Here is a 13341-nt window from a genome sequence, read left to right as displayed (position 1 = left end):
TCTGGGCGGGTCAAGAATGTTCGCGAGATGTTCTTTCAAGGTTGCCATTTTCCATCCGATGCCTATCTGATGCGTTTGGCGGAATCAGGACGTGACGATGGAACAGAAGTTCATCGAGGTTCGCGGCGCGCGCGAGCACAATCTGAAGAACGTGGACATGGATATTCCGCGCGACAAGCTGGTGGTGATCACCGGCCTGTCTGGCAGTGGGAAATCCAGTCTCGCCTTCGACACGATCTATGCCGAGGGACAGCGGCGCTATGTCGAAAGCCTGTCGGCCTATGCGCGGCAGTTCCTCGACATGATGGGCAAGCCGGATGTGGACCATATCAGCGGTCTTTCCCCGGCGATTTCCATCGAGCAGAAGACCACCTCCAAGAACCCGCGCTCGACCGTCGGCACGGTGACCGAGATTTACGACTATATGCGGCTGCTGTTCGCCCGCGCGGGCACGCCCTATAGCCCCGCTACCGGCCTGCCGATCGAGGCGCAGCAGGTGCAGGACATGGTCGACCGGGTGATGGAGATGCCCGAGGGCACCCGCGCCTATCTGCTGGCCCCCATCGTCCGCGACCGCAAGGGCGAGTACAAGAAAGAGTTCCTTGAGCTGCGGAAGCAGGGCTTCCAGCGCGTCAAGGTGAATGGCGAATTCCACGATCTGGACGAGCCGCCGACCCTCGACAAGAAATTCCGCCACAATATCGACGTTGTCGTCGACCGCATCGTCGTGCGCGAGGGGATGGAGACGCGGCTGGCCGACAGTTTCCGCACCGCGCTGGATCTGGCCGATGGCATCGCGCTGCTGGAAACCGCGCCCGCCGAGGGCGAGGGCGATCCGGAACGCATCACCTTCAGCGAAAACTTCGCCTGTCCTGTCAGCGGCTTCACCATCCCGGAAATCGAGCCGCGGCTGTTTTCCTTCAACGCGCCTTACGGGGCCTGCCCGGTCTGCGACGGGTTGGGGATGGAATTGTTCTTTGACGACCGGCTGATTGTGCCGGATCAGGCGCTGTCGGTGGCGCAGGGCGCGTTGGTGCCTTGGGCCAAGTCGAAATCGGCCTATCTGACCCAGACCATCAATGCGCTGGCCAAGTTCTATGGCTTCGACAAGAAGACCGCGTGGAAGGACCTGCCGCATTCGGTGCAGGAAATGTTCCTGCGCGGCTCGGGCGCGGATGAGATCCCCTTCCGCTTCGACGATGCCGGTCGTGTCTATGAGGTCACCCGCCAGTTCGAGGGCATCATCCCGAACATGGAGCGGCGCCTGCGCGAAAGCGACAGCGCCTGGGTGCGCGAGGAATTCGAGAAATACCAGAACAACCGCCCCTGCGGCGCCTGTGAAGGGTTCCGCCTGAAGCCCGAGGCGCTGGCGGTGAAAATCGCCGGCAGCCATATCGGCAATGTCACCCAGCTTTCGATCCGCGAGGCGCTGGCCTGGGTGACCGATGCGCCGAACCATCTGACCAAGCAGAAGAACGAGATCGCTCATGCGATCCTGAAGGAAATCCGCGAGCGTCTGGGGTTTTTGGTCAATGTCGGTCTGGATTACCTGACGCTGTCTCGCGCGGCGGGCACGCTCTCGGGGGGTGAAAGCCAGCGGATCCGGTTGGCAAGCCAGATCGGCTCGGGGTTGACCGGGGTGCTTTACGTGCTGGACGAGCCCTCGATCGGGCTGCATCAGCGCGACAATGACCGGTTGCTGGCGACGCTGAAGGGGCTGCGCGATCAGGGCAATTCGGTGCTTGTGGTCGAGCATGATGAGGACGCGATCCGCCATGCCGATTACGTCTTCGACATGGGGCCGGGCGCGGGGGTGCATGGCGGTCAGGTGGTGTCCAAGGGCACGCCTGCGGAAATCGCCTCGGACCCGAGCAGCCTGACCGGGCAATACCTGTCCGGTCTGCGCGAGATCCACATCCCCGATGAGCGCCGCAAGGGCAATGGCAAGGCGGTCAAGGTCGTCGGCGCAACCGGCAACAACCTGAAAAACGTCACTGCCGAATTCCCCTTGGGCAAGTTCGTTTGCGTTACCGGGGTGTCCGGCGGCGGCAAGTCCACTCTGACCATCGAGACGCTGTTCAAGACCGCCAGCCTGCGCCTGAACGGCGCGCGCCAGACCCCCGCGCCTTGCGAGACGATCAAGGGGCTGGAACTGCTGGACAAGGTCATCGACATAGACCAGCGCCCGATCGGTCGGACGCCGCGCAGCAACCCCGCGACTTATACCGGCGCCTATACCCATATCCGCGACTGGTATGCGGGCCTGCCCGAGTCGAAAGCGCGCGGCTACAAGCCGGGCCGGTTCAGCTTCAACGTCAAGGGCGGCCGCTGCGAGGCCTGTCAGGGCGACGGTGTCATCAAGATCGAGATGCACTTCCTGCCCGACGTCTACGTCACCTGCGAGACCTGCAAGGGCAAGCGCTACAACCGCGAGACGCTGGAGGTTCAGTTCAAGGGCAAGTCCATCGCCGACGTGCTGGACATGACCGTCGAGGACGCGCAGGAGTTCTTCAAGGCCGTGCCGACCATCCGCGAAAAGATGGACGCGCTGGTCGAGGTGGGTCTGGGCTACGTCAAGGTTGGCCAGCAGGCTACGACGCTGTCGGGCGGCGAGGCGCAGCGGGTGAAGCTGTCCAAGGAACTCAGCCGTCGCGCTACCGGCAAGACGCTGTATATTCTTGATGAACCGACCACTGGCCTGCATTTCGAGGATGTGCGGAAACTGCTGGAAGTGCTGCACAGCCTTGTCGATCAGGGCAACACGGTGGTGGTGATCGAGCATAACCTTGATGTCATCAAGACCGCCGACTGGATCATCGACATCGGCCCCGAGGGCGGGGATGGCGGCGGGCGCATCGTCGCCACCGGCACGCCCGAACAAGTGGCCGAGAACCCCGAAAGCCATACCGGCCGCTATCTGGGTCCGATGCTGGAAGCCGCGCGGCAGCGCGCCGCCGAATGAACGCAAAGCTTTGGCAGCAGGCCGAGGGGGCGGGCATGGCGCTTGGCGGCGTCATGGTCGCGGGCTTTTCCTCGGTTGGCTGGCCGTGGTGGGTCTGGTTGCTGGCGCTGGCCGCGCCGGATCTGGGCATGCTGGGCTATCTGGCCGGGCGCCGGGTCGGGGCTGCAGTCTATAACGCCGCGCATCTTTATGCCGTACCCTTCCTGCTGATGATGCTGGGCGTGGCTGCGGGTCATGTCGGCCTGATTGCCGCGGGTGGGTTGTGGCTGGCGCATATCGGGGCTGACCGGGCGCTGGGATATGGGCTGAAACTGCCGTCCGGGTTCCGTGACACCCATCTGGGACGCATCGGTTCCGACTGAATTGCTTGGTTTTTGACGTGACCTCGCCTTGCCACGCGGCAAATCGTTGGCGGCGGCAGGTCCATGTGGTTACAATCCCGAACATTGCAGCCGCCACCGTTGACCCTGCCCGCAGGCAGAGCTAAAGGGGCGCTTAGCCAAACCCATCGCGGGCCGCCAACCGGGTTCCTGCGAGCGAAAGGGAGCCCAAATCCAGTGGAATACCTGCTGCAAGAATATCTGCCGATCCTGGTTTTTCTGGGAATGGCCTCCGCGCTGGCGATCGTGCTGATTCTGGCCGCCGCCATCGTTGCCATCCGTAACCCGGACCCGGAAAAGGTCAGCGCCTATGAATGCGGCTTCAACGCCTTCGACGATGCGCGGATGAAGTTCGACGTCCGGTTTTATCTGGTGTCGATCCTGTTCATCATTTTCGACCTTGAAGTCGCCTTCCTGTTCCCCTGGGCTGTTGCCTTTGCGGGTCTGACCGAAGTGGCCTTCTGGTCGATGATGGTCTTCTTGGGCGTCCTGACGGTTGGCTTTGCCTATGAATGGAAGAAAGGGGCGCTGGAATGGGCGTGATGACCGGTGCCAATACGGCCGGCGCAGATCGTGAATTCGCCACGGCCGAACTGAATCGCGAGCTGCAGGACAAGGGTTTCCTGCTGACCACGACCGAAGACATCATCAACTGGGCGCGCAACGGCTCGCTGCACTGGATGACCTTTGGTCTGGCCTGCTGCGCGGTCGAGATGATGCATACCTCGATGCCGCGCTACGACCTTGAGCGCTTCGGGACCGCGCCGCGCGCTTCCCCGCGCCAGTCGGACCTGATGATCGTCGCGGGCACGCTGACCAACAAGATGGCCCCGGCCTTGCGCAAGGTCTATGACCAGATGCCCGAGCCGCGCTACGTCATCTCGATGGGCAGCTGCGCCAATGGCGGCGGCTATTACCACTATTCCTATTCCGTGGTGCGTGGCTGCGACCGCATCGTGCCGGTGGACATCTATGTCCCGGGCTGCCCTCCGACTGCCGAGGCGCTGCTTTACGGCATCCTGCAACTTCAGCGCCGCATCCGGCGCACCGGCACTCTGGTGAGGTAAGCCATGTCTGACGAGGCCCTGCTGGAACTGGCCGAGCATATTTCGCTGCGCCGTCCGAACGACGTCGTTTCGACCGAGGTGGCCTATGGCGAGCTGACGGTAAACGTCACGCCGTCCGGGCTGATCGGTCTGATCGAGTTCCTGCGCAACGACGCGAACTGCCGTTTCTCGACGCTTATCGACATTACGGCGGTCGACAACCCGGCGCGTCCGGTGCGCTTCGATCTGGTCTATCACCTGCTGTCGATGTACCAGAACCACCGCATCCGCGTGAAAGCGCAGGTGCGCGAAGACGAGATCGCCCCCAGCCTGACCGGGGTCTTCCCCGGTGCTGATTGGTATGAGCGCGAGGTCTTCGACATGTTCGGGATCCTGTTCTCGGGGCACCCGGACCTGCGCCGCATCATCACCGATTACGGCTTCCGCGGCCATCCGCTGCGCAAGGACTTCCCGACCACGGGTTATGTCGAGGTGCGCTGGAACGACGAAGAGAAGCGCGTGGTCTATGAACCCGTGAGTCTCGTTCAGGAATATCGCCAGTTCGACTTCCTGTCCCCGTGGGAGGGCGCGAAATACGTGCTTCCGGGTGACGAGAAGGCGCCCGAGGCGAAGAAGTGACCGCAGCGGCGCAGCTCAACTGCGCGCCACGCATCGCATGTAAGGGATGACCATGGACGGCGACATCCACAAGAACAACTATGACGACGGATCGATCGACGCCCTGACCGGCGAACAGAGCATCCGCAACTTCAACATCAACTTCGGTCCGCAGCACCCTGCGGCCCACGGCGTGCTGCGCATGGTTCTGGAACTCGACGGCGAGATCGTCGAGCGTGCCGACCCGCATATCGGCCTGCTGCATCGCGGCACCGAGAAGCTGATGGAAAGCCGCACCTATCTGCAGAACCTGCCTTATCTGGACCGCCTCGATTACGTGGCCCCGATGAACCAGGAACATGCCTGGTGTCTGGCCATCGAGAAACTGACCGGCACGGTCATTCCGCGCCGCGCCAGCCTGATCCGGGTGCTTTTCTCGGAAATCGGGCGGATTCTGAACCACCTGATGGGCCTGACCACCGGCGCATTGGATATCGGCGCGCTGACCCCGCCGCTTTGGGGCTTTGAAGCTCGCGAAGAACTGATGATCTTCTATGAGCGCGCCAGCGGTGCCCGTCTGCACGCAGCGTATTTCCGTCCCGGCGGCGTCCATCAGGACCTGACCCCGGACCTGCTCGATGACATCGAGGAATGGTGCGAGCGCTTCCCGCGTCTGGTCGATGACCTTGACACGCTGCTGACCGAGAACCGGATCTTCAAGCAGCGTCTGGTCGATATCGGCATCGTGACCGAGGAAGACGCGCTGAAATGGGGCTATACCGGCGTCATGGTGCGCGGCTCGGGCATGGCATGGGATCTGCGTCGCAGCCAGCCCTATGAATGCTACGACGAGTTCGATTTCCAGATCCCGGTCGGCAAGACCGGCGACTGCTATGACCGCTTTCTGTGCCGCATGGCCGAGATGCGCGAATCGACCAAGATCATGAAGCAGGCGATCCAGAAGCTGCGCGCGGAACCCGCGGGCGACGTTCTGGCGCGCGGCAAGCTGACGCCGCCGAAGCGCTCGGACATGAAGCGCGACATGGAAAGCCTGATCCACCACTTCAAGCTTTACACCGAGGGCTTCAAGGTTCCGGCAGGCGAGGTCTATGCCGCCGTCGAGGCGCCCAAGGGCGAATTCGGCGTCTACATGGTCTCGGACGGCACCAACAAGCCGTGGCGTGCCAAGCTGCGGGCTCCGGGCTTTGCCCACCTCCAGTCCATCGACTGGATGTCCAAGGGTCACATGCTGGCCGATATACCGGCGATCATCGCCACTCTTGATATCGTTTTCGGAGAGGTTGACCGCTGATGCTGCGCCGTCTTTCCCCTGTTCAGCCGGACTCGTTCGAGTTCAGCCCCGCCAACCTTGAATGGGCGAATGCCCAGATCACCAAATATCCGGAAGGTCGCCAGCAATCGGCGATCATCCCGGTCCTGTGGCGTGCGCAGGAACAGGAAGGCTGGTTGTCCCGCCCGGCGATCGAATATTGCGCGACCCTGCTGGGGATGCCCTATATCCGCGCGCTGGAAGTGGCGACCTTCTACTTCATGTTCCAGCTGTACCCGGTCGGCACCGTCGCCCATATCCAGATCTGCGGGACCACGACCTGCATGATCTGCGGCGCCGAGGACCTGATCCGCGTCTGCAAGGAAAAGATCGCCCCGACCTCGCACACGCTGTCGGCCGATGGCCGCTTCAGCTGGGAAGAGGTTGAATGCCTTGGTGCCTGTACCAACGCGCCCATGGCCCAGATCGGCAAGGACTTCTACGAAGACCTGACCGTCGAGAAACTGGCCGCGCTGATCGACAGCTTCGCCGCTGGCGAAGTGCCGCAGCCCGGTCCGCAGAACGGCCGCTTCTCGGTCGAGCCGCTGGGCGGGCCGACGGTCCTGAAGGATCTGTCGGGCGAGGCGCATAACGGCAGCGTCGCCATCGCAGTGGGTCTGGGCGACACGATCAAGCGCATCGACGGCACCGAGGTTCCGGTCACAACGCCTTGGCTGGCAAAGTGACCACTTCGGAAAAGGGTGTTATCAACGACTGACGGATAGGGCGCGCGCCTCGGACAGACAGGAGACTGGCGACGATGGAACGTAAGGTTTGCAACAGGAATTGCTGGATCTTGGGTGCGATTGCCGGGGTCGTTGTCTTGTTGTTCACCTCGGGCATCGGGGATCGGGGCTTCTTTACCGGACTTTTCCTTGGGTTGCTGACCTTTGGCATGTTCGGCGCGACTCTGGTCTGGTTGCTTTGCGCCGACCGCCCCGAACTGTCGCAGTCCGATGACATCGTGTCGGCGCAGGATTGGCGGCGCGAGGCGCTGGACAGCGAGCCCGAGACGATGCTGGTTCCCGCCAGCCTGTCCGAGCCGGTGACCGGGGCCAGCCAGATGCCGATCATGGCAGGGGCGATGCCCGTGGCCAAGCCTGCAGCCGCGACCGCGCCGGCGGTCGAGGCTGCTCCGGTGGTGGCGAAGCCCGCGCCGACGCCAAAGCCCGCGCCCGTCAAGGCGGCTGCGGCCAAGGCCGAGGAATCCGCAGACGATCTGCGGCGGATCAAGGGGGTCGGGCCGAAGCTGTCGGACTGGCTGCGCGAAAACGGCGTGACGCGCTTTGCGCAGATCGCGGCCTGGGATGCGGCGACTGTTGCCGATTTCGCCCACCGGTTGGGCCGGATGGGTGGCCGGATCGAGACGGATGACTGGGTGGGCCAGGCCCGTTTGCTGGCCGAAGGACATCAGACCGAGCATTCCCGCGCGGTCGACCGCGGCGAGGCCACTTGATGCCCCGCCCGGCAAAGGATAGCTCGTCGCGCGCGGCAGGGGCCGGTGCGACGGTCGTGGATTCGGGCCAGATGCGGCTGGTGGCGGTGGTGATCACCGTGACCATGCTGGGCTGGCTGGGTCTGCAATGGATGGGGGGCCAGATGGGCTGGCCCGCGAAATACGCCTTTCTCGCCGATCTGGTGGCGATGGGGGCCTTGATCTGGTCGCTTCTGGTGACCTGGCGGATCTGGCGGCGGCGCAATGCGCCCTCGCAGGGACAAGGATGAATTTGGGATGCTGAACGATCAGGACCGGATCTTTACGAACATCTACGGCATGGGCGATCGCAGCCTGGCCGGGGCGCGTAAGCGCGGCCACTGGGACGGCACTGCCGGAATCATCCAGCGCGGTCGCGACTCGATCATCAACGAAATGAAGGCTTCGGGACTGCGTGGCCGTGGCGGCGCAGGCTTCCCGACCGGCATGAAATGGTCCTTCATGCCCAAGGAATCGGATGGCCGTCCGTCCTATCTGGTCATCAATGCCGACGAATCCGAGCCCGCGACCTGCAAGGACCGCGAGATCATGCGCCATGATCCGCATACCCTGATCGAGGGTGCGCTGATCGCCAGCTTCGCCATGGGCGCACATGCCGCCTATATCTATATCCGTGGCGAGTTCATCCGCGAGCGCGAGGCCCTGCAGTTGGCCATCGACGAATGCTATGACGCGGGTCTGCTGGGCAAGAACGCCTGCGGCTCGGGCTGGGATTTCGACCTGTACCTGCATCACGGCGCCGGCGCCTATATCTGCGGTGAGGAAACCGCGCTGATCGAATCGCTCGAAGGCAAGAAGGGCATGCCCCGGATGAAGCCTCCGTTCCCGGCGGGTGCGGGGCTTTACGGCTGCCCGACCACGGTGAACAACGTCGAATCGATCGCGGTGGTCCCGACCATCCTGCGTCGCGGCGGCGAGTGGTTCGCGGGCTTCGGCCGTCCGAACAATGCGGGCGTCAAGCTGTTCGGCATGACCGGCCACGTCAACACGCCCTGCGTCGTCGAAGAAGCCATGTCGATCCCGATGCGCGAGCTGATCGAGAAGCATGGCGGCGGCGTGCGCGGCGGCTGGAAGAACCTGAAAGCCGTGATCCCCGGCGGCGCGTCCTGCCCGGTGCTGACCGCCGAGCAATGCGAAAACGCCATCATGGACTATGACGGCATGCGCGAACTGCGCTCGAGCTTCGGCACCGCCTGCATGATCGTGATGGATCAGGACACCGACATCATCAAGGCGATCTGGCGTCTGTCGAAGTTCTTCAAGCACGAGAGCTGCGGCCAATGCACGCCCTGCCGCGAAGGCACCGGCTGGATGATGCGCGTCATGGAACGTCTGGTCCGCGGCGAGGCCGAGGTCGAGGAAATCGACATGCTGTTCGACGTGACCAAGCAGGTTGAAGGCCACACCATCTGCGCCCTTGGCGACGCAGCCGCCTGGCCGATCCAGGGCCTGATCCGCAATTTCCGCGAGGAGATCGAGGATCGCATCAAGGCGAAACGCACCGGGCGCATGGGCGCCATGGCTGCGGAGTAATCAGGGCATGGTCGCCATCCCCCAACATGATCCGGCACGGCGGTCCCCCTCGGGGGACCCTGCGCGTTTGCGCGCCGAGGTTATCGGGGGGATCACGACCGGCTCGCGCCTTGGTGTGCGGAATGGGCAAGGCCCCGATGTTATGACGAAGCGCCATGACAAGGAGGCATTTGCCATGAAACCCATTGCCGCCGCACTGATCGCGGCCACGCTTCTTGCTGCCGGTCCCGCCGCCGCGCTGGAACCGCTGGCGCAGGAAAAGCACATCAACGACCGTCTGGTCTCGGCCCGGATCGCCGACCGCATCCGCCGTGAATGCCCGACCATCGACGCGCGCATCCTTTACGCCTATGGCGAGGCCCGCAAGCTGAAGCGCTATGCCGAGCAGAAGGGCTATTCCGGCAAGCAGATCGACGCCTTTCTGGACGACAAGGCCGAGAAGAAACGCATCTATGCCACCGCCGAGGATTACCTGACCCGCCATGGTGCGAAAAAGGGTGACGCGCAAAGCTTCTGCGCGATCGGCAAGCAGGCGATCGCCGACAAGAACCTGATCGGCAGCTTCCTGGTGGCGAAATGAAAAAGTGGATGAACCGCATCGGGCTGGCCCTCATGGCCGCGTCCGCCGCCGCCATGATTGCGGCGGATGCCTTTGCCGGTGAGCCCTCGGATCCGTTCGCGCCGACGGCGCAGAAATTCTACCTTGAATTCGACATGCTCGCGCCGACCGACATCAATTGCGATGCCGATGGGCCGGGCGTGCGCACATGGGTCACGCGCAATATCGCCGGCAAGCCGATCCTGCGCGTCACCGGCAATGCGCGGGACGCCCATATCGAGTGCTGGCGCTCGGATGGCAGCCGCTACACCACGACCGCCAATCGCGAGCTGTTCTACAATACCGGCGAAGCGATCCATGGCACCGTCACCTTCAATCGCGGCAGCGACGCGATGACCGTCGTCCTGCGGCGCGGCGAACGTGAGCGGATCGCCAAGGTCGTTCACCGTTCTTTCGTCAGGGTGAAGTGATAATGACCCTGCGCGCAGACATGACTGCTGAAATGAAAACCGGGCCAGCCTTCGGCCAGCATTTGAATCGTGCGGAAACCGCCGGAGCTTGTTCCGGCAAGGCGACGCTTCGCCACCGCGACGGATAAGGAAAGACAAGATGGCAGATCTTCGCAAGCTCAAGATCGACGACAAGATTATCGAGGTCGATCCGAACATGACCCTGATCCAGGCCTGCGAATTGGCCGGGGTCGAGGTGCCGCGCTTCTGCTATCACGAGCGGCTGTCCATCGCCGGCAACTGCCGCATGTGCCTTGTCGAGGTTGTCGGCGGCCCGCCGAAGCCTGCCGCCTCCTGCGCGATGCAGGTCAAGGATCTGCGTCCCGGCCCGGATGGCGCGCCCTCCGAAGTCCGCACCAACTCGCCGATGGTCAAGAAGGCCCGCGAAGGCGTGATGGAATTCCTGCTGATCAACCACCCGCTGGATTGCCCGATCTGCGACCAGGGCGGCGAATGCGACCTGCAGGATCAGGCCATGGCCTATGGCGTCGATTTTAGCCGCTTCCGCGAGCCGAAGCGTGCGTCTGAGGACCTGAACCTTGGGCCGCTGGTCGAAACCCATATGACCCGCTGCATCAGCTGCACCCGCTGCGTGCGCTTCACCACCGAGGTCGCGGGCATCACCCAGATGGGCCAGACCGGTCGCGGCGAAGACAGCGAGATCACCAGCTACCTGAATGAGACGCTGGTCTCGAACATGCAGGGCAACATCATCGACCTGTGCCCGGTTGGCGCGCTGGTTTCCAAGCCCTATGCCTTCACCGCCCGTCCGTGGGAACTGACCAAGACCGAGTCGATCGACGTGATGGACGCGCTTGGCGCCAGCATCCGTGTCGACACCAAGGGTCGCGAAGTCATGCGCATCCTGCCGCGCAACCATGACGGCGTGAACGAGGAATGGATCAGCGACAAGACCCGTTTCGTCTGGGACGGTCTGCGCCGCCAGCGTCTGGACAAGCCCTATATCCGTGAAAACGGCCGCCTGCGCGCCGCCACCTGGCCCGAGGCGCTGGAAACTGCCGCCCGCGCGATGAAGGGCAAAAAGGTTACCGGCCTGATCGGTGATCTGGTCCCGGTCGAGGCCGCCTTCAGCCTGAAGCAACTGGTCGAGGGTCTGGGCGGCAAGGTCGAAAGCCGTACCGATAGCGCGCGTCTGCCCGCAGGCAACCGCTCGGCCTATGTCGGTAATGCCAGCATCGCGGATATAGACAGCGCCAAGCGCATCCTGCTGATCGGCACCAACCCGCGCGAGGAAGCGCCGGTCCTGAACTCGCGCCTGCGCCGGGCTTGGGCGAATGGTGCACAGGTCGCGCTGATCGGCGAGGCCGTGGACCTGACCTTCGACTACGCCCATCTGGGCACCGACCGCGCCGCTTTGGCCGATCTGCTGACACAGGATCTGGCCAGCGACGGCACGCCGGGTCTGGTCATCGTGGGGCAGGGCGCGCTGAGCGAAGCCGATGGCGAGGCCGTTCTGGCCCATGCCATGCGCATCTGCGAACTGGGCGGTTGCAAGCTGCTGGTCCTGCATACCGCCGCTGGCCGCGTCGGCGCGCTGGATGTGGGTGCCGTGACCGAAGGTGGCCTGACCGCCGCCATCGAGGGCGCCGAGGTCATCTACAATCTGGGCGCGGATGAGGTCGACATCGCCGCCGGTCCCTTCGTGATCTATCAGGGCAGCCACGGTGATCGCGGTGCGCATCGCGCCGACCTGATCCTGCCGGGTGCCTGCTACACCGAGGAAAGCGGGCTGTTCGTCAATACCGAAGGCCGTCCGCAACTGGCCATGCGCGCAAACTTCGCGCCGGGCGAGGGCAAGGAAAACTGGGCGATCCTGCGCGCGCTGTCGGCCGAACTGGGCAAGACCCAGCCTTGGGACAGCCTTGCCGGGTTGCGCCGTGCGCTGGTTCAGGCTGTGCCGCATCTGGCGCAGATCGATCAGGTCCCGGCCAATGAATGGCAGGCGCTGGAGCTGCGCGACATGGGCCGCGCGACCTTCCGCCTTGCGGTGAAAGACTTCTACCTGACCAACCCGATCGCGCGCAGCTCGCCGCTGATGGGGGAACTTTCGGCAATGGCGGCGGCGCGCAAGGCGCCTGCAATGGCAGCGGAGTAAACACGCATGGGGAGCCGCTTTGCAGCGCTTTTCGGGATCGGACTGATGGCGTCGCTGTTGGCGGGCTGCGACTCGGACAGCACTGACGCCTCGCGGCCCCCCGCCAAGCCGGAAGAGCTGAACGTGACGGTCGTGCAAAGCGATGCCGGCGCACCCGGCAAGAAGGTGATCTCGCGCGGGCGGGTCTCGACCAAATCGGGCGAGATCCTGATTCTGGAACCCGACGGCTCGGTCAGCGAGATGACGCTGGACAGCCCCGAGGGGAAGGACGCCTTCGCGCTGACCGAAGCGGATCTGTTGATGCTGAACGAGAACATGCAGCTTGACCTGTCGGGCGTGCCCAATATGGGCCCGGTCCGTGCACGCGGGCTGACGGCGCAGGAAAAGGCACTGGCCGACTTCCGTGCCCGCACACAGCCGCTGAAGCTCAATCTTCCGGCAAGTTTCACGGCCGAGCCCAAGGACTTCCAGGGCGCGACCGTCAAAGCATGGCCCAGCAAGCGCAAGAGCGGGGATAGCCTGATCGAAGTGACGGCAAATCTTCGCAGTGGGGTGGACGCCGACACGGCGTTCGCCTATGCCACATGCGCGCTGGCCAATTGGGCGGATGCGAACGGAACGCCGTACGCTCGCCACATTCGGACATTGCGCGACAAACGCAATGGCAAGATCGTCGTCGGCTCGGTTTTTACCCTGTCAGGGAAAAAACCTATGGGGCTGACGGTGATGACAACGAAAGACACCTTGCAGGAATGCAAGTCGCGCGGCATTCCCGCGGCGTGATGAGAGGGAC

General features: G+C 63.7%; 15 protein-coding genes. All 15 read left to right on the top strand.

Translation table 11 applies throughout. From position 1 onward, the window contains the following. Window positions 1-97 precede the first annotated feature (97 nt). The 15 genes from uvrA to GL300_RS03280 all read left to right on the top strand — a co-directional run bounded on the left by uvrA (window position 98) and on the right by GL300_RS03280 (window position 13331). Window positions 98-2962, top strand: coding sequence for an excinuclease ABC subunit UvrA (gene uvrA / locus GL300_RS03345; protein WP_155038139.1), 2865 nt, complete (start codon window positions 98-100; stop codon window positions 2960-2962). Further along, window positions 2959-3324: a DUF4260 domain-containing protein gene (locus GL300_RS03340; RefSeq protein WP_155038138.1), complete on the top strand. Its 366-nt coding sequence runs from the start codon at window positions 2959-2961 to the stop codon at window positions 3322-3324. Before uvrA ends, GL300_RS03340 begins: the two co-directional genes overlap by 4 nt. A gap of 195 nt (window positions 3325-3519) precedes the next feature. Then, a complete protein-coding gene (locus tag GL300_RS03335; RefSeq protein ID WP_192335461.1) occupies window positions 3520-3885 on the top strand; it encodes an NADH-quinone oxidoreductase subunit A in 366 nt (121 codons plus the stop codon). Next, window positions 3885-4409, top strand: a complete 525-nt coding sequence (locus GL300_RS03330; RefSeq protein ID WP_155038551.1) for a NuoB/complex I 20 kDa subunit family protein — start codon at window positions 3885-3887, stop codon at window positions 4407-4409. Before GL300_RS03335 ends, GL300_RS03330 begins: the two co-directional genes overlap by 1 nt. Before the next feature lie 3 nt (window positions 4410-4412). Next, window positions 4413-5027, top strand: a complete 615-nt coding sequence (locus GL300_RS03325) for an NADH-quinone oxidoreductase subunit C (protein WP_155038137.1) — start codon at window positions 4413-4415, stop codon at window positions 5025-5027. 52 nt (window positions 5028-5079) lie between these two features. Next, the gene (locus tag GL300_RS03320; RefSeq protein WP_155038136.1) at window positions 5080-6318 is read left to right on the top strand and encodes an NADH-quinone oxidoreductase subunit D; all 1239 of its coding nucleotides are present in this window, start codon (window positions 5080-5082) and stop codon (window positions 6316-6318) included. Then, window positions 6318-7022, top strand: coding sequence for an NADH-quinone oxidoreductase subunit NuoE (gene nuoE, locus GL300_RS03315; RefSeq protein ID WP_155038135.1), 705 nt, complete (start codon window positions 6318-6320; stop codon window positions 7020-7022). Before GL300_RS03320 ends, nuoE begins: the two co-directional genes overlap by 1 nt. Before the next feature lie 74 nt (window positions 7023-7096). Continuing rightward, the gene (locus GL300_RS03310) at window positions 7097-7792 is read left to right on the top strand and encodes a hypothetical protein (RefSeq protein WP_155038134.1); all 696 of its coding nucleotides are present in this window, start codon (window positions 7097-7099) and stop codon (window positions 7790-7792) included. Further along, window positions 7792-8061 (top strand): DUF5337 domain-containing protein, encoded by a 270-nt coding sequence (locus tag GL300_RS03305; RefSeq protein WP_155038133.1) that lies wholly within the window; start codon window positions 7792-7794, stop codon window positions 8059-8061. The genes GL300_RS03310 and GL300_RS03305 overlap by 1 nt, the downstream gene beginning before the upstream one ends. A gap of 7 nt (window positions 8062-8068) precedes the next feature. Continuing rightward, on the top strand, window positions 8069-9364 hold the full coding sequence (gene nuoF, locus GL300_RS03300; RefSeq protein WP_155038132.1) for an NADH-quinone oxidoreductase subunit NuoF: 1296 nt from the start codon (window positions 8069-8071) through the stop codon (window positions 9362-9364). Between the two features lie 175 nt (window positions 9365-9539). Next, window positions 9540-9944 (top strand): DUF5333 domain-containing protein, encoded by a 405-nt coding sequence (locus tag GL300_RS03295; RefSeq protein WP_155038131.1) that lies wholly within the window; start codon window positions 9540-9542, stop codon window positions 9942-9944. An 8-nt stretch (window positions 9945-9952) separates the two neighbouring features. Then, a complete protein-coding gene (locus GL300_RS03290) occupies window positions 9953-10393 on the top strand; it encodes a hypothetical protein (protein ID WP_155038130.1) in 441 nt (146 codons plus the stop codon). A 2-nt stretch (window positions 10394-10395) separates the two neighbouring features. Then, complete coding sequence (locus GL300_RS27035) at window positions 10396-10521, top strand: hypothetical protein (RefSeq protein ID WP_281353093.1); 126 nt, start codon at window positions 10396-10398, stop codon at window positions 10519-10521. Window positions 10522-10532: 11 nt separating this feature from the next. Further along, complete coding sequence (nuoG, locus tag GL300_RS03285) at window positions 10533-12548, top strand: NADH-quinone oxidoreductase subunit NuoG (RefSeq protein ID WP_155038129.1); 2016 nt, start codon at window positions 10533-10535, stop codon at window positions 12546-12548. 45 nt (window positions 12549-12593) lie between these two features. After that, on the top strand, window positions 12594-13331 hold the full coding sequence (locus GL300_RS03280) for a PQQ-dependent sugar dehydrogenase family protein (protein WP_225612026.1): 738 nt from the start codon (window positions 12594-12596) through the stop codon (window positions 13329-13331). Window positions 13332-13341: the final 10 nt, after the last annotated feature.

The sequence above is a fragment of the Paracoccus litorisediminis genome, from assembly GCF_009711205.1.
Taxonomy (GTDB): domain Bacteria; phylum Pseudomonadota; class Alphaproteobacteria; order Rhodobacterales; family Rhodobacteraceae; genus Paracoccus; species Paracoccus litorisediminis.
The sequence above is the reverse complement of the archived record's forward strand: the minus strand, read 5'-3'. Positions and strand labels throughout refer to the sequence as shown.